This window comes from Flectobacillus roseus (assembly GCF_030056595.1).
GTDB classification, from domain to species: domain Bacteria; phylum Bacteroidota; class Bacteroidia; order Cytophagales; family Spirosomataceae; genus Flectobacillus; species Flectobacillus roseus.
In genome coordinates, this window is record NZ_JASHIF010000002.1 from 765188 (window position 1) to 782077 (window position 16890).

A 16890-nucleotide genomic window follows, 5' to 3' on the forward strand; every position below is an offset into this window, starting at 1 on the left:
CTAAAGCATTTTATTTCGGCTAAGTTGGAGGAAAGATTAAATTAATAGTATATCTAATATGGTATTTGACGAAAGCCTTTTGATTATGATTATATTCTGATAACTGATATACAATTAACCAATAACATCTTAACTATACTTGTGTAACGAGAAATTCTAATAAAAGTTTTCGGTAAAAATCTAATGGTTGTACCTCACAGTCGGTAAGTTTAGCTTGTTCATCCCAAGCTCTTAGTTGCAGGCTTTTTTTGAAAAGAGGGTGTTTTTCAAAAGCCTCAGCTTCATCGGGAGTCATGACACCGCCTTGATATTTGAGGGTTGTTTTACTTGCTTCCGAAAGTTGCTCGTAATACTTGGGATGTTTGTAGGTTAAATACCTTTTAGCTTGCACATGGTTTTTTACCAAAATAGCCATGTTTTCAGGCAAACCTTTTGAGACTAAAAAGTCGGCGCCAATAACCTCATGTCTCAAATGACCCATTCCTTCCATATTCTCGGACTCCTGCATAGGAAGAAGATGTCCAATATCATGAAAAAAAGAGGCTAAGACCACTAAGGGTTCTTCTTTGGCATCAAGTGCTAGTTGACCAGCCTGAAGACTATGCTCAAGAATAGTGACTGGTTCGCCAATGTATTCGTTGCCACCTTGTTGGTCAAATAAGGCGAAAATTTCCTCTACGATTTGTTCTGGGTTGTTTTTCATTTTAGTAGTGAGTTATCAGTTAGTGAATTATTGAGTAATTTTTATTTCCGAAATCCAACATCCAATATCTACAATCAGAAACTTCAATTCCCCTTAAAAAGAAAATAGTGAAGCAGGGCTTCACTATTTCTACGCATCATTAACCACTCAGTTGGAGGTTATTACTCGATAACGATTGTTATGCGACATTTTATGAACTCCCAATTTTCCTCCGACTATACTCTTCAGGTTAATGAATTCACCATATAAGAATTTAATACTATTTCAAAATCCAGAAATCGTAGTTGATGTCATCTTTACCATCTGTGAATTGGCGTTTTAGTGCCGCTTCAACGTTTGTTTTGTTGGTGGTAAATTCTGACTGAGGATATTGGAAACGTTTTGGAATTTTTGTACCATTACCTGTGCCTGGTCCAATCAAGAAACTTGGAATACCAGTACGACGTTGGTTATAAAATGCCTCATATCCTGAGTTTTGGAAGAATGCTACATATTTTTGTTTCAAAATCTGAGTCAAACCGTCAGTATTGTTTCCTTTATATTGCACTGAAGATTGAGTCAAATAATTAGCTGGTAAAGCAGCACCATAAAACGACATTGAAGACTTAATACCTTGCTCGTACCAGTTCTGCGCGTTTCCAGTTGCCCAACCGCGGTTGATACCTTCTGCAATGTTAAAACACATTTCAGAATAACTCAAAATGAAAGTGTTTTCACCTACATAGTTGCTGTAATAGCGCTTACGGCTTTGGAAAGAGTATTCTCCTTTCAATACTTTTGTTGACATATCTGCCAAATCTTCGCCTGAACTTGCACCTTCGTATGCAGCGACACTTGTAGCAGGAATACCAGCCTTAATTTTTGCTTCAGCAGGTTCTGCCACGATAAACAAACGAGGGTCGTTGTTTTCTTTTAAAATGTCGATATAAGTTTTCGACATATTTTCGCGCGTAGCGTTGTTACCGAAGTTATCAGGGTTACGAGGGTATTTGTTGTTGCTACTCCAAACGTACTGTAATGCTTCATCATTTGAAGTCATCAAAGGATACTTAGTCGGGTTACTGATGGTGTTCACAAACTGTTGTTTAACCTGCAAATCAGTATCATCCGCTTTTTTACTCAAATGAACCAAAACACGCAATTTCAAAGTGTTAACGGCTTTTTGCCATTTGCTTAAATCACCATTGTAATAAATATCTCCTGTCAATGACTTGTCGCTTGCAGCAATCAAGGTTGTAAGGTCTGTATTTGCATCTTCCAACCATTTTAATACTTGTACAAAAACATCCTTTTGTGTGTCGTAAGTAGGTTGGTCAACTGTTAGTCCTTTTAAGGCATCTTTTACTGGTAAATCACCAACGGCCAAAGTCATTTTTGTGTAGTAATATGCACGCAAAAATTTACCAACTGCTGCATATGGATTCACCGCTTTTGCCCCACTACGGATAGCCTCTTCCTCCATTTTGATGACGTTTTTCAACGTTGTAAATTGCAAAGAGGCTGCTGACCAGTTGTATTCGTTACTGCTGTAATAGTTATAGTTAGAACAGTAAAATTGATTGCTACGCATGGCGTCGTTCCATGCGCCTTCGTTCATGTTGCTAAGAACTGTTCTTAAGGTAAGTTCAGCTGGAACTGAGGTTGGTAAGTTGGGGTTTTTCTCCAAAACTGCATAATCATTACAGCTCGAAAGTAAACCAACCACGCAAAGTGCTGCTATATATTTTTTCATTGTTGTAAATGCTAAAGAATTTAAAACTGCTAAAAGTTAGATATTAGTGATTAATTGAGAGTAATGAGTTTTGAGTTTAATTTTTTGAAAATCAGTATTAGTATTTAAAATTCATCACTCGTTACTCCCAACTCATCACTCCTAATCGCTTGATCCAAGTATTTTAGAATACTAGGTTAAGATTTACCCCGAAACGCTTCATAGTTGGCGTTTGAAGACCTGTACTTGTACTCAAACCTGTGTATTGGTCTAAGTCTACACCTGAGTGTTTGCTATCTACGAAGTAGAATAGGTTACGACCTACAAATGAAACAGATGCTTGTTTGAATGGAGTACGGTTCAACAATTGAGCAGGAACGTTGTAAGAAATCGTAATCTCACGAATTTTTGAGAAAGTCTTACTCATCATGTTACCTTCAGAGGTTGAATAATAACGGCTGATATAATCCTGTACGAATGTCTTAATGTCGTTTGAAGCAAACTTCAATTGGCTCATGTTAGTGATTGCACCAGTAGTTGGGTCATAAGTTGGTGTACCCTCTACGATTTTTACACCCTCACCAATGTAAGATTTAATGCCTTTTACATCTTGCTCACGAGCAGCCCCCAAAGCACCTTCAACTGTTTCGATATTACGTCCGCCACGGAATGACTGACGACGGATATAGTCTTCGATTACGCCACCAACACGACCGTCTAATAGGATATTCATTGACCAGTTTTTGTAACTAAACTTGTTGTTGATACCATAAACCCAGTCTGGATTGGCATAACCTTGGAAAGTAGAGCGAGGTAAAACAATCGGACGACCACCTGCATCGTTGATGATTTTACCATCAGTAGTACGAGCATAAGCCGATACAATTACAGGATCGATTCTGTCGCCAATGTTTAGGTTGATGTTTGAAGGGTTTCCGCTGACAAAGTAGTTAGAAGGCAATGAAGAAATGTTTCCGTAGATTTCTTTCAATACTTCTTTATAAGTTGACCAGTTCAATACGATATCCCATTTGAAAGCTTGAGTCTTTACTGGCGTTGCTTTTAACGAAACTTCCCAACCTGTTTTTTGAGTACGAATACCGTTTACAATAGCATTGGTATATCCTGTAGTTTGTGACAAATCACGGTTGAAGATACGTGGACCATCGTTCGAGACAAAGTAAGTAACTTCACCTGAAAGTCTGTTTTTCAAGAAACTCAACTCTAGACCTGCTTCAATTTGTTCAGTAGTATTCGGCTTTAAGCTTGCATTATCCAATTTGTCAGAATATGAAGATGAAGGTAGCAAATTATAGCCTGGTGCGATAGTATATCCTACTGAGTTGGCATAACTTGGACCATCATAAGAAGAAGCATAGTCAACACCATAACCTACAGGGAACGAGCCACTAGGAGTTGAACCAATTGTTGAGCGAGTCAAACCGTCTTTTACGTTTGCATATGATGCACGTGCTTTCAAGAATGAGATAGCAGATGGTAATGTCACATAATCGGAAATTACAGTACTCAAACCAAAAGATGGATAGAAGAAAGTATTGTTACCTTTTGGTAAAGTAGAAAGGTGGTCAACACGACCCGTTGCAGATAAGTTGATATAGCTTTTGTATCCTAAGTCAGCTGAGTAATAAGCACTTTGTACTTCCATATCTGAGGCAAAACTATAAGCCTTCACAGGACGAAGTGAGTTTGCGAAAGTGTACACACCCGGAGTGTTCAAATAGTCAGTCGTTACAAAACTTGAGCGATAGCTAAAACTACGAATGTTCGCACCAGCCCATACTTTCACATCAAAGGCATTGTTGTACAATTTGCTATATTTCAACAAGATATCAGTGTTGTTTTCAAACAAAGTACGTTTGTCTTCACGATAATCACCTTTAGCTTCTTCACGACCGTATGTAGTGGCAGAGTATGGTAATTTTTCATTTCTGAATAAATCATAAGAAGTTACTGAAGTACGACCTGTCAATTCGAAATTATCATTGATTTTGTAGTTCAATGAAGCATAACCATAGATATCATTTTTGTAATGACCTCTTGTCCATTCGTAAGCTACAAAATATGGGTTGTTGTATCGTTGGTATTCAGCATAAATCTGTTGGATACCTTCTTTGCCAGGCTGCCAGTAGTTACGCAATTGGTCAACATCCCAGTCTGCACCACCCCAAATTACCATGTTGTAAATCAAAGAGTTTGGTCCGTAGTTTACATCTGGTACGTTTGGTGTCGACTGACGGTTGAAGTTGATGTTAGATTCCAAACGAAGTTTTTTCGAGAAATTAACACCTGCCGACATGTTGAAGTTGATAGAATTCAACTGTGTGTTTGGCACAATGCCTTTTTGGTAGCTATTTGACAATGAAAAACGCAAGTCAGCTTTTTCAGTACTTGAAGAAATGGCAATGTTGTTGTTTGATTGCAAACCATCTCGCAAGAAGCGAGTCAAGTTGTTTTTACCACGAGCAATCCAAGGCGTACCTTGACGAACACCGTTTACCACTGGCGAGTCGTACTGAGGAATCAATTGACCTTCAAATTTTGGTCCCCAGATGTCGTAGTCGCCGTCATTTTTACCGCCACCACGACCATCTACGAACTCATAAACTCCGTGGTCTCCAGGTCCATACAAATCCTGAACTTTCGGAATAGCGTTGAAGCCACTTTCTACCATCGTTGAAGAGTTAAACTCAACGGAAAAACCACGTTTATCTTTAGAACCTTTCTTCGTTGTAATCAAAATTGCACCATTTTTACCACGGAAACCATACAAAGCTGCCGCGTTTGGCCCTTTCAATACCGAATAAGTTTCAATATCATCTGCCGAAATATTCCAAGTATCAGAGTTGATAGGTACACCATCTACGATAAATAGAAGATCGGTATTACCGCGCAACACTAAGTTTGGACGACCCAAAATTTCTGAGGAAGCACCAACTGTCAAACCTGCTACTTTACCACTCAATGAGTTGATAGCATTTGGTTCACGAGCCTTGATCAACTCAACGCCTTGAACGGATTGGATAGAGTTGGTAAGCGTTCTTTTATCTTTCGAAATACCCAAAGCTGTCGTAACAACCTCTTGGAGCATCTTAGATTCTTGTGCTAGGCTAACATTGATGGTTGTTTTGTTGCCTACTGCAATTTCTTGTGAAGCGTAACCAATAAAACTGAAAACCAAAACATCAGATGGTTTTGCATTGATTTTGTAGCCACCATCTGCGCTAGTTGAACTACCTTTTTCGCTACCTTTTACACGAACCGAAACTCCTGGAAGTGGAGAGTTGTCGTCTGCAGCACTTACTTTACCAGAGATTTGTCCGCTTGTAGTCATTGAGCAACAAAGCACTAAAACTGGGACAAACATTGAAGTCATAAACCACGTAAAATTACGTTGGAACCTCCCTAGCATGGGTAAAAGTTTTTTCATTTGATTTGTGTGTTTTGTTTTGTGATAGAGGAAAGAAATTGGGTAAAACGAATCTAGGGATTTGAGTTTTATGGGTTAGGACAAAACCAAGGATTCGCTGAAATTTCCTTTTGAAAAACGATGCAAACCTACAATCAAAAAATAACCTTACCTTCAAGCTAGTATTAAGCTTGATTAAACTTTAGAGGTGTAATATGTGCTATATTCGCTGTTTGTGTTAGTAAAGTATTAAGCGTAGATAAAATTGAGAAAATCGGCAATTAATTGCTGTTTCTTGGAGTTTAAGCCCCCAAGAAACGCAAGCCTGATTTTGTCTTTTGTTGAAAAATTTGATTGAAATAAAAGTAAGATGAGACTACTAATACTATGCAAAGTGTTGGTAAAAGTTGGGCAAAAGCATTGAGTAAATCGAGCCAAGAAATAGGATTTTTCCCGAAATTCTTAATAAGTAATACAAAAACACTTCCTAAATATCCACAAAAATCTGCGGTGTAAAATAGGAATCCAACGTTACCACGCTCATTGAGCGCTGCTAATAGTCTGTCGAACAATATTCCATTAAAAGGTACATAAACCATATACAGCCCGAGTCCGTTCCAGACCATCCACCAGTATCCTGTAATCGAGCCTCCATTGTACAATAAAGTACCCAATAGCATAAGTATGCAACCTCCGAAAATCAATCCATGGTTGAACCATAGCGCATTTTTATGATTTTTGATTAAGAATGCTACGCCCGTCATAAGACTAATGGCGATACCAATCAGGATTTCGGTTTCTGAGAAAATCTTAATGTCAGTCACACCTAATTCCTGCCAAATCTCTACTCCAAAGTTGTCTCGTATATCCCTAAAAATGGTCATCAAAACATAGATACTGACCAATAAGACCATACCTAACCCATATTTTTTCATGAATTTTCGACGTTGTTTGGCAAACATCGGCACTCTTTCTACACGTTCCAATTTGTCCTGTTCGTCGGGTTTAGGTACCAAATTCATGCACCAAACAGATATTATTAGCGCTGGGAAAAAGCAAAGCCCAACCACAAATGGCATCCAAAACTCATCTATACCAAAAGATAAAGCCCATCTGGATACTGATTTAATAATACCTGAAGAAACGATAAAACTAACCGCTAAGCCTGCACCTAATAAATCCGTGATTCTGCGACCTTCTAAATAACTAAAAACCAAACCGAAAATCATTCCTAAGCCCAAACCATTGAGATACATAAACATCCAGTTGTCGGGGGCAGGTACAAGGGCAAATAACAAAAGACAAATTTCAGCGTACAAGATCATTCCTATGATATACAGCATTCTTTGATGTGGCTTTACCTCTGCCACGACTTTTATACCCATACCTTTGGCAGTAGCATAGCCCAATACCTGCGCCACTACCAATACAATTTTGTAGTCGATACCCCACAAGGTCAAATCTGAATATGTTGCTGCTGAAAATGGCTTACGAAAGGCATACATACAGAAGTAAGTACTAAAAGCCATAGTACCCAAAAATATACCTCTAAATAAAGGAGAACTCTTTTTTAATAATGATTGTAAACTCGCACGCATGAAAAATGAGATATTTAATAAAGTATTATGTGACGAAAGTTCAGGTGATTGATCAAATTGACTATCAAAAAAGTTTCTGGCAAGCCAAGAACTTTTTTTGGCAAGGATACAAATAAAACTTCTTGTAATTCAGTCTATTAATTAGGCTTAACGGACATTTAATATTTGCTTAAAAGTACTCTTGTTACCTTTGAAGTACAGACTTGGCACCGCCATTCTGATAGATGTTTCTAGTTAATAATAAAATATTCGTCTCTTATGAAACCTATTGAGTTAGTCGTTTTTGATATGGCAGGAACTACAGTTACCGACCGCCATGAGGTAGAAGTATGCTTTATGCAAGCGGCGGCCCGTACAGGATTGAGTGTAACGCCTGAGCGAGTTTTGGCCTTACAAGGTTATGCCAAGCGACAAGTTTTTGAGATGTTGTGGGTAGAATTATTGGGTGAAAAGCATCCAGAATTGTCGGAGTATGTAGATATATCGTACACAGAGTTTTGCTCGATTTTGGAGGATCATTATCTGGAACATGATATTTTCCCAACTGAAGGATGCTTAGAAATCTTCGAATATCTGAAAAGTCAAGATATAAAAATTGCTTTAACAACTGGTTTCTACAGAAAAGTGGCCAATATTATCTTAGGAAAATTAGGCTGGCTCAAAGGTCTTGACCAACATTACAAAAGTGACGGAACAGGCATAATCAATGTTTCCATTACGCCAGATGATGTACTTAAAGGTCGTCCAGAACCGTACATGATTCAGAAAGCCATGGAGGTATTAGGTGTAAAGGATCCACAACGTGTAATTAATATTGGAGACACTCCATCTGACCTCAAGTCAGGATTGCGTGCTGGTGTACGTTTGTCTTTGGGTGTAACTAACGGTACACATACACGTAGCCAATTAAATATCCATAGAAATGATGGCTTATTGCCAAATCTATTGGCCTTGAAACCAATCATAGAAGAGATTTCAGAAAAGAGCCTCGTATCGTAATAGAGAAAACTTGAGAGGCAGATAAGTATTAATGCTGAATTGTGAGTGGTGAATTGTGAATGTAAAATTTTGGTTATCCGTATTTTATATTCATAACTTGTACTGCACGAAGGATTATGAAAACTGTTTATTTCGGATATTGGGTGTTGTATTTCGGAAGTATAATCTTCTTTTTGTAAAAAATAAAGGTACTTTACTTTATTTCCGAAAGCAGAAATTCCCAATCTGCAAATGTTTGAAATCCTTCGTACAGCACTAATTCTCAATTCAACACTCCTATTGCCCCTAAAATTATAACCAATGAAAAAATATGATTTGATTGTAGTAGGAGCAGGAAATCTTGGGACTTTCCATGCCTACCATGCTTTACAAATGGGTAAATCGGTACTGATGATTGAAAAAGACTCAGAGCCGATGGAAGCCACGGTGAGAAATTTTGGACAAGTAGTACCCTCTGGTCAAGCGCTTGATACTTGGTTTGAATATGGTCGTCGTTCTTTGGAAATTTACCAAAGTTTACAAGATTTGACGGATATAACTGCCCGCAAAAATGGTTCGTACTATTTTGCTTCGGATGATGATGAGGCAAAGTTGTTGGAGGAGGCACGTGCATTATTCAAAATCAGAGGATATGCTTGTGAGCTCATGAACAGAAAAGTTTGTTTCGAGCGTATGCCCATGTTACAAAACGAGTATTACAAGCTAGGGTTATTTTTTCCGAATGAATTTTCTGTAGAACCCCGAACGATGGTGCACCGTGTGCGTGAAATTCTCATCAAAAAATGGAATTTGGATTTTGTAAATAATACTACCATCGTAGACTGTCAAATCAAAAATGGAATCTGTGAAGTCGTGAGTGCTAAAGGAGAGAAATTTTATGCAGAGAAAGTCGCCATTTGTAATGGTCGAGATTTCAAAGCTTTGTTTCCAACCTTGTTTGAAAACAGTGGCATGAAGGTAAGCAAGCTCAATATGATGTCGACCTATCCTTTGAAAGATGTTCAAATAAAAGGTAATATCTTGTCAGGACTAAGTATTCGTCGGTATGATAGTTTCAAATCTTGTGCTTCATATCCTCAAATTTCACAACCAGAGTGGCAAAAGCCTTATAACGCTTGGGGAATTCATATTCTATTTAAACAAGCTTTCAATGGTTCGATTATCATTGGTGATTCGCATGAGTATGCAGGGGTAAATGAAAATGCCACGCTTGATTTTGGTATTGATATGGACATCAACCAGTTGATACTAAAAGAAGCACAGCGTATTATGAAACTTCCTAATTGGAATATTCAAAATTATTGGGCTGGATATTATTCGCAAACGGCTGATGGGGGTATCTATGAGCATCAACTTGATAACAAAATTTATATTGCCACAGGAATCGGAGGGAAGGGTATGACTACTTCACCTGGCTATGCAGAAAAGAGGATTAAGGAGGTTTTTTCTCAGTAGGTAATACCAAAAGATTCAATTCCCTAAATTCGTTTGATGTAGTGCAACCCTTGCGATTGAAACATTCGACGTGGCAACCGCAAGGGTTGCGCTACATCAAAATTACCAATAATCGTATATACCCGTAACTGGTAACGTTTTTACTCAATATTACCAAATCATTACCAAGTCTTCCGATTTTCAAATCTCATTTAATATTCAATTAATCTTTCGTTAATCATGGGTTGAGTTTGGATTTTCACCTTTGTGAAAACAAATTTGAGAACCATGAATCAATTTTATACGCTACTTTTTTTACTCATATCGCTTGCCTCTCAAGCCCAAGATGGTGTCTTTTTGACAGCTGCGGATTTCATTGAGAATAAAGCCTTTAGACCAGAAAACTCAAAAATTCACGAGCGATTTGCTACTGTTAGTTTAAAAAATCAGGGTTCCAAAACCATATACTCTTCCGAAAATGCCTTCGGGTATAAATTAAACGGAAGACAATGGCGTTTTACAGAAAATAGAACTTATGAAGTCGTTTCGACAGAAGGACTTTGGGTTTACAGAGTACAAAATGCTACAGATTTAAGTTCTTTTTCTTATTACTTCAGCGATGGCGCCTATGGCGAAGTAAAACCTTTGACAAGGCATAATATCAAAAAGAGTTTTTCCTCTAACCCTCAATTAATAGCAGTCATAGAAAGACTTGATTGGCGTATGGATTTGTTTCAGCCTACTAATTTTAAAAAACTTCCTCTCATCTCAGCACTATTTGTTCAGGTAGCTTCGAAGAATATGCTTCCACTTTAAGGTCTTGGAATCGCAGGTTATAAAACTAGCTTATGAGGTTACAGATTCAAAAATCAAGATAAGACGCTCGAAACAATGCAATCTATTTGTCCCAAATAAGGGATATTCTAATCACCTCTTACACAAGAATTAGTAAAATAGCGACAACAAAAATAAATTTTCCTAGAAAGTAAAACCATCGGAAACAATTAGTATGAAGATTGTGTCTTATGCTGTGTAGGCAATTTGTATATTTGTTGTTATGAAGAAAACGTACTTTCCTGTTTTAAGCATTGCTGGTTCTGACCCATCCTCTGGCGCAGGAATTCAGGCAGATTTGATTACCATTGCAGCACTGGGTGGTTACGCCTGTACAGCGATTACTGCCATTACAGTTCAAAATACCCTAGGAGTGAGTGGTATTTATCCTGTTCTAGCACAGGCAGTAAGAGAACAGGTAGAGGCAATTTTAACAGATATAAAACCTCTTGCTATCAAAATCGGTATGCTTCACCGATTTGAGATTGTAAAAGAAGTCATCGATATATTAAGTCAGTTTCCTAAAATCCCAATCGTACTCGATCCTGTGTTTTTATCATCGAGCGGACATCCATTACTGGACGACGAAGGTATACAATTGATGATAGAGCAACTTTTTCCTTTAGTCACTGTGCTAACACCCAACCTTACAGAAGCTAGTTGGTTATTAGGCAAAGAAATCAAAGAAAAAGACCAAATGCCTGAAGCTGCTAAGGAGCTTTTGAAATTTGGCGCTAAAAGTGTTTTGCTAAAAGGCGGTCATTTGGAAGAGGAAGTATTGTCAGATTGTCTGGTCAAATCTACTGGGGAAATCTTCTTTTTAGATCATAAAAAGGTAAATTCAAACAATACTCACGGAACAGGTTGCACATTATCGTCGGCGATCGCAGTAAACTTAGCACAAGGATTTAGTGTAGAATACGCAGTCGAACGAGCAACCGAGTACGTCATAAAGTCTATCGAAGGAGGAAAAGATTATCAGTTAGGAGGAGGAAATGGCCCTTTGAAGCATATTTGATGAGGATAAATATCACGCATTTTTAATTGAGTGAGTGGTGATTGAGCGAGTGAGTGATTATTTTAAAATTTGTCTTCTAGCAGTAGAGACGCAATGATTGCGTCTTAAGCCGAGTAAAATCTAGTAAGTATTCATCAAAAAAGCGGTCGAAAAATAATTTTCGACCGCTTTTTTGTTGAATGTCCTGTGAGATATGACTTAACTTCGGTCGCAATTATTGAGTTTCTGCTGTTAGCAAATAGGTTCATTCAAAGAATTACTTATTCAATACAACCCGAAATGTAGAAAACCTCAGTTTTACAACTTCATACTTTTTAAACTCCGATTAAGACTCCTTACCGAAATACCCAAATAGGCCGCCATTTCTTCCTTTGAAAGTTGAATTTCTTGCTTTTGTTGAAGTTCCAGTAGCTTTGATAGACTGTGTTCTACCGTGTATAATTGTTGAAACGCTGCCCTACTTGATGTATTCACAATTCTTTCGGCAAAGGCTTCAAGTAATAATTTGTTTAGTTGTAAATCTTGCCCCAATAATTCTTGAAAATAAGCACTAGGAATCACAAGTGCTGAAACATCGGTGATAGCTTCTACGCTACACAAACAAGGCATCTGTCTGATACTCTCAATTTCTCCAACGATTTCACCTTTTCCCAAAAACTCTACAATAAATTCTTTATCATTTTCTTCGTTAAAAAAACATTTTGTAATACCACTTTGAATCAGGAGAACATTAGGAGTGGTTTGGTGCTGGAAAAGTAGTTTTTGCCCTTTTTGAAAAGATTTTTGAAAAATATGATTCTGATTTCGTGGACTATCGTATATGCCTTGTATGAAATCTAAAAACTTTTGATTAGTTCGTAACATCTTGCCTTGGGACAAATGTCCTTTTTAATGTATTTGCTTCTTTAGATTTTTGCAGAAGAAAAACAAAGTTAAGAGAAAAGACCGAACGGAAGGAGCTATGAGCATCAACTTTGGTTCAAATGAAGTTTTCTAATTAACTGAAAAGTCAAAAATCTATGAAACAATTGATTAATCTTGAGGAGTGGGATAGAAAGGAACACTACCTTTTTTTCTCAAAATTTGAAGAGCCATTTTACGGGGTAACTGTAAAAATAGACTGCACTATTGCCTATCAAAATGCCAAAGAAAAGGGACAATCTTTTTTCTGGTATTACTTGTACCGTTCCTTAAAAGCAGCCAATGAAATAGAAAATTTTAGATATCGAATCATTGACCAAAATCCTTACTGCTTCGACGTTATAAACGCTTCTCCAACTATTAGCCGTCCTAATGGTACTTTTGGATTTGGGCATGTTTATTATGATGAGTCAGAAGAACAGTTTTATCAAAACGCGAAGAATGAAATTGCTAGAGTTCATAGTACTACTGGATTAATGCCTGCTGTCTCGGGCGAAAACGTGATTCATTACTCTGCCATTCCTTGGCTTGATTTTACGTCAATATCTCATGCAAGAAGTTTTTCTTTTCCAGATAGCTGTCCGAAAATATCTTTTGGTAAAATGACCGAAATAGATGGGCAAAAAAGCATGAGTGTTTCTATTCATGTGCATCATGCCTTGGTTGATGGTTATCATGTTGGATTATATGTCGACCGTTTTCAGGATTTGATGAATGAGTTTTAGCGCATGCAGGTTGTTCGCCAACTATTATGGGGCATCCCAAATTGACTGATTATATTACTGTTGTGGAGACGTAATAATTTCATCGACTGAGGTACTATTTGAAAGATAGTATCAAAAAAGGCGTTCGAAAAACTACTTTCGAACGCCTTAATGTTACTAATATGATGAGCCTAAATTGCTTTAATACTCAACTCTTGCACCTCAATTACTTAAAATAATCACGATTCACTCAATTAGGCATGACTCGTTTTTTGTAAAATAAAATGATTTTCGATTATTGAGATAACTGCGCCTTCAAATCAAAAATCTTGTCCATGAGCAACCATTTTTCGCCAGGTTGTGCCATGGGTAATGCATCTTGATATTTCCACATCAATTTTTCCCATTCTTGAACTTTGCGATTTTCGGCATCCATTTGTCCTTTTCTTTCGAATGAAAAAGAATCATCCACTTCAATGATCATAAACAGGCGGTTGCCCAGACGATAAATTTCCATTTGGGTAATTCCAGCACCAGCAATACTTTGCAATATTTCTGGCCAAACCGCTTCATGATATTTTTCGTACTCAGCTATCAACTGCTCATCGTTCACTAAATCAAGCGCCAAGGCAAATCTCTTATTCATGTTTTACTATTTTATGTTTGTCAACACGACGACAAATCGTGTAAAGTAGTCAAAAGTTTATTATTAATTTGGTCTGTACCTAAGCTTGAATTTTAATCTCAGATTTTTAAGATCGTTCTTGGAAAATTTTAAATCCAAAATCAAACATCCCAAATCTACAATTATTAGTGTCCTACATTTGCAATGGCACCCTTCGATGATTTTGTTTTCAACGCAAAGAAAAGCACTACAACAAAACATGCCAATGGAACGATGTAAGCTGTTTGAATTGAGCTAATATCAGAAATACGTCCCATGATTACAGGGAAAATAGCGCCTCCAACAATCGACATAATCACTAAAGATGAACCCAATTTGGTTTGAGAACCTAAACCCTGAATACTCAAGGAGAAAATTGTTGGGAACATAATCGACATGAAGAACTCAACGCCAATCAATGCATAGATAGAGGTAAATCCACCAATCATAATGGCAACAGCCAAAAGACCAATATTGAAAATACTATAAACTGCCAACAAACGATTTGGGGCAATATATTTCATCAAGAATGTACCCAAAAAGCGTCCTAACATGAAACACAATAAGGCAAAAGCCAAATAGCCAGCAGCTTCTTTTTCTCCAATTCCTGCTGTTTTACCCAAGAAACGAATAAAGAAACTCGATACACAAACCTGTGCTCCAACATAAAAGAATTGCGCCAAAACGCCCAACATTAAGTTGGTTTGCTTGAAAATACTGCCTTTTTCTGTTGCGCTATTTTCGTCTGAACTTTCTTTGATTTCTGGTAAATTCGTTTTCCATAAAATCGCAGCCACGCTCAAAACCACTAATCCAATAACGATATATGGGATTTGAACGCTTTGTGCTTCGTGTGTCAAAAGTGCATCTATCTCGCTGCTCGACATAGTCTTTAACTGCTCTTCTGAAATGGTTGTGTCAGTCAAAATAAAGAACTTACCGGCTAATGGCGCCAATGAAGCCGCCAAACCATTGAAGGATTGAGATAAATTTAATCGCTGCGTCGCTGTATGCTCATCACCCAAAACTGTTACGTAAGGATTTGCTGCCGTTTCGAGGAATGTCAAACCACTGGCGATGATAAACAATGCAAAAAGGAATAAGCCATACGTGCGTGTTCCTGCGGCTGGGTAAAATAAAAATGCTCCTCCAGCAAAAATCAAAAGACCAAGAATGATTCCTGATTTATAACCGTATTTGTTCATCACCAAACCCGCTGGTATGGCCATCACAAAATATCCAACAAAAAAGGCAGAATCAATAAAGGCTGACTGAAGGTCGGTAAGTTGACAAGCTTTCTTTAGATGTGGAATCAAAATTGGGTTGAGATTGTGTGCAAATCCCCACAGAAAAAATAATACTGTTATTAATATAAAAGGGATTAAATAGGATTTCGTTGTTTCGTTTGACTTGGGCAATGCCATAAATGTTTGATTTAAGTTATTTAACTGTTGTCAAAAGTCAATTTTTTAAAAAAATACTCATAACGTGGAAATATGAGGCATTCCTTAATTTAGCGATTGAGTGATTTAGCGAATGAGTGATTATGTTAAAATTGTTATACTAGCATTAGAGACGCAATGATTGCGTCTAAAACCGAGTGAAATCTAGTATGGTAGCAACAAAAAAGCGGTCGGAAAATATTTTCCGACCGCTTTTTTGTTGAAAACTTGAAGAATAACCCCAATCCGATAATTCGGGATGAATCATGTTTGATACTATTTTTCAAATGATAATTATTAAGACGCAATTATTGCGTCTCTACTAGTAAAATACCTATTAAAAATAATCACTCAATCGCTAAATTAAAGATGACTCAACTTTTACTTTTCATGTTTAGGGAAATTAAACACAGAAGAAGTAATGATCGGAATCGCAAAAATGGCTACAGTCAATATAGAAATATAAGAATCGGCAGTTTCGCCTTCCATAAAATGACAGAATGCATTGTCTGGGTACAAATGACATACGGCTGAAAGCGCCAATTTTAATCCTAGCACACCAATTACTACAAAAGCCGAAGTTTCGAGGAAAGGATATCGCTCCATCAAGCGTACAAATGCCTGAGCTACAAATCGCATTGCCAAAATTCCGATAAATACCCCAATCCAAATAAGATAGATGTTATCTGTAAAGGCTACTGCAGCAAAGACGTTATCAATCGAAAATGCCAAATCCATCACTTCGACCATGATAACAGTTGACCAGAAGATACCGAAGCGACCGATGGTATGTTTATAAACCCAATTTTCTTTTTTATTTAAGGTATCATCCTCATGCTCCGGAGTTTTCTCTGTTTTGAAATAATCATAGCACAAATACAAGAGATAGAGTCCGCCTAGAGGTTTTAACCACCAAACTTTCACGAGCATAGCCGCAAACAATAAGCAAATACCACGGAATATGTAGGCTCCAATGATACCATATTTTAAGGCTTTTTCTCTTTGTTCTTTAGGCAAGTCCATCACCATGGTTGCCAAAACAGCGGCGTTATCTACTGATAATAAGCTTTCAATTAGTACAAGGTTTCCAATAATCAAAAATGCTTTTCCTAAATCATCTCCAAGGATGTGATGCAATAATTCCATTTTGTCTGTTTAATTTTTTTTCAAATTTAGGGATAAAGAGGTCTAAAAATGCCCTGAAAAGGTATTTTCTTTTTAACGGTAAATAATTGATGCAAACGGATGATGCCACTTTCTAGGGTTTTTGTAGTTTGTTTTCAGACTTTTGTAAGTTATTATCAAGTCCTAACGTTCAAAGCGAATTTTAAGAGCTGATAAATGAGTTTCCCTGTTCACTCAATTGGCTTGACATTTATTTAATATTGATAATATATCCGTAATAATAAGTTCAATTATGTTTAATCGGTAGGTA

Annotated in this window: 13 protein-coding genes; 5 read left to right on the forward strand and 8 right to left on the reverse strand. The window is 37.3% G+C overall.

Annotated features, from left to right (window positions below; all coding sequences use genetic code 11):
- Positions 1-133: 133 nt before the first annotated feature.
- From QM524_RS03350 to QM524_RS03365, 4 genes are all read right to left on the reverse strand, one after another.
- A complete protein-coding gene (locus QM524_RS03350) occupies positions 134-703 on the reverse strand; it encodes an HD domain-containing protein (RefSeq protein WP_283343483.1) in 570 nt (189 codons plus the stop codon).
- A gap of 259 nt (positions 704-962) precedes the next feature.
- Positions 963-2435 carry a SusD/RagB family nutrient-binding outer membrane lipoprotein gene (locus QM524_RS03355; RefSeq protein WP_095163661.1) on the reverse strand — a complete coding sequence of 491 codons (1473 nt, stop codon included), beginning with the start codon at positions 2433-2435 and terminating at the stop codon, positions 963-965.
- A gap of 163 nt (positions 2436-2598) precedes the next feature.
- The gene (locus QM524_RS03360; protein WP_283343484.1) at positions 2599-5862 is read right to left on the reverse strand and encodes a SusC/RagA family TonB-linked outer membrane protein; all 3264 of its coding nucleotides are present in this window, start codon (positions 5860-5862) and stop codon (positions 2599-2601) included.
- A 281-nt stretch (positions 5863-6143) separates the two neighbouring features.
- Positions 6144-7439, reverse strand: coding sequence for a DUF5690 family protein (locus tag QM524_RS03365; RefSeq protein WP_283343485.1), 1296 nt, complete (start codon positions 7437-7439; stop codon positions 6144-6146).
- Positions 7440-7697: 258 nt separating this feature from the next.
- Here QM524_RS03365 and QM524_RS03370 point away from each other — a divergent pair, with 258 nt between their 5' ends.
- The 4 genes from QM524_RS03370 (at position 7698) to thiD (ending at position 11724) form a co-directional block, all read left to right on the forward strand.
- Positions 7698-8438: an HAD family hydrolase gene (locus QM524_RS03370; protein WP_283343486.1), complete on the forward strand. Its 741-nt coding sequence runs from the start codon at positions 7698-7700 to the stop codon at positions 8436-8438.
- 300 nt (positions 8439-8738) lie between these two features.
- Complete coding sequence (locus QM524_RS03375; protein WP_283343487.1) at positions 8739-9893, forward strand: TIGR03364 family FAD-dependent oxidoreductase; 1155 nt, start codon at positions 8739-8741, stop codon at positions 9891-9893.
- 267 nt (positions 9894-10160) lie between these two features.
- On the forward strand, positions 10161-10688 hold the full coding sequence (locus QM524_RS03380) for a hypothetical protein (protein WP_283343488.1): 528 nt from the start codon (positions 10161-10163) through the stop codon (positions 10686-10688).
- A gap of 241 nt (positions 10689-10929) precedes the next feature.
- Complete coding sequence (gene thiD, locus QM524_RS03385) at positions 10930-11724, forward strand: bifunctional hydroxymethylpyrimidine kinase/phosphomethylpyrimidine kinase (RefSeq protein WP_283343489.1); 795 nt, start codon at positions 10930-10932, stop codon at positions 11722-11724.
- A 297-nt stretch (positions 11725-12021) separates the two neighbouring features.
- On the opposite strand, the gene QM524_RS03390 is transcribed toward thiD, so the two are convergent.
- On the reverse strand, positions 12022-12588 hold the full coding sequence (locus tag QM524_RS03390; RefSeq protein WP_283343490.1) for a Crp/Fnr family transcriptional regulator: 567 nt from the start codon (positions 12586-12588) through the stop codon (positions 12022-12024).
- 155 nt (positions 12589-12743) lie between these two features.
- On the opposite strand from QM524_RS03390, the gene QM524_RS03395 reads away from it, so the two are divergent.
- Complete coding sequence (locus QM524_RS03395; RefSeq protein ID WP_283343491.1) at positions 12744-13370, forward strand: chloramphenicol acetyltransferase; 627 nt, start codon at positions 12744-12746, stop codon at positions 13368-13370.
- A gap of 274 nt (positions 13371-13644) precedes the next feature.
- On the opposite strand, the gene QM524_RS03400 is transcribed toward QM524_RS03395, so the two are convergent.
- The 3 genes from QM524_RS03400 to QM524_RS03410 all read right to left on the reverse strand — a co-directional run bounded on the left by QM524_RS03400 (position 13645) and on the right by QM524_RS03410 (position 16601).
- Complete coding sequence (locus QM524_RS03400; protein WP_283343492.1) at positions 13645-13995, reverse strand: L-rhamnose mutarotase; 351 nt, start codon at positions 13993-13995, stop codon at positions 13645-13647.
- A 164-nt stretch (positions 13996-14159) separates the two neighbouring features.
- Entirely contained in the window at positions 14160-15437 is a 1278-nt protein-coding gene (gene fucP, locus QM524_RS03405) for an L-fucose:H+ symporter permease (RefSeq protein ID WP_283343493.1), read from the reverse strand.
- A gap of 399 nt (positions 15438-15836) precedes the next feature.
- Entirely contained in the window at positions 15837-16601 is a 765-nt protein-coding gene (locus tag QM524_RS03410; protein WP_095163671.1) for a TerC family protein, read from the reverse strand.
- Positions 16602-16890 lie beyond the last annotated feature (289 nt).

Excerpts from the sequence above, each read along its gene's own strand:
- QM524_RS03350 (WP_283343483.1), bottom strand. The coding sequence starts at position 703 with ATGAAAAACAACCCAGAACAAATCGTAGAGGAAATTTTCGCCTTATTT.
- QM524_RS03355 (WP_095163661.1), bottom strand. The coding sequence starts at position 2,435 with ATGAAAAAATATATAGCAGCACTTTGCGTGGTTGGTTTACTTTCGAGC.
- QM524_RS03360 (WP_283343484.1), bottom strand. The coding sequence starts at position 5,862 with ATGAAAAAACTTTTACCCATGCTAGGGAGGTTCCAACGTAATTTTACG.
- QM524_RS03365 (WP_283343485.1), bottom strand. The coding sequence starts at position 7,439 with ATGCGTGCGAGTTTACAATCATTATTAAAAAAGAGTTCTCCTTTATTT.
- QM524_RS03370 (WP_283343486.1), top strand. The coding sequence starts at position 7,698 with ATGAAACCTATTGAGTTAGTCGTTTTTGATATGGCAGGAACTACAGTT.
- QM524_RS03375 (WP_283343487.1), top strand. The coding sequence starts at position 8,739 with ATGAAAAAATATGATTTGATTGTAGTAGGAGCAGGAAATCTTGGGACT.
- QM524_RS03380 (WP_283343488.1), top strand. The coding sequence starts at position 10,161 with ATGAATCAATTTTATACGCTACTTTTTTTACTCATATCGCTTGCCTCT.
- thiD (WP_283343489.1), top strand. The coding sequence starts at position 10,930 with ATGAAGAAAACGTACTTTCCTGTTTTAAGCATTGCTGGTTCTGACCCA.
- QM524_RS03390 (WP_283343490.1), bottom strand. The coding sequence starts at position 12,588 with ATGTTACGAACTAATCAAAAGTTTTTAGATTTCATACAAGGCATATAC.
- QM524_RS03395 (WP_283343491.1), top strand. The coding sequence starts at position 12,744 with ATGAAACAATTGATTAATCTTGAGGAGTGGGATAGAAAGGAACACTAC.
- QM524_RS03400 (WP_283343492.1), bottom strand. The coding sequence starts at position 13,995 with ATGAATAAGAGATTTGCCTTGGCGCTTGATTTAGTGAACGATGAGCAG.
- fucP (WP_283343493.1), bottom strand. The coding sequence starts at position 15,437 with ATGGCATTGCCCAAGTCAAACGAAACAACGAAATCCTATTTAATCCCT.
- QM524_RS03410 (WP_095163671.1), bottom strand. The coding sequence starts at position 16,601 with ATGGAATTATTGCATCACATCCTTGGAGATGATTTAGGAAAAGCATTT.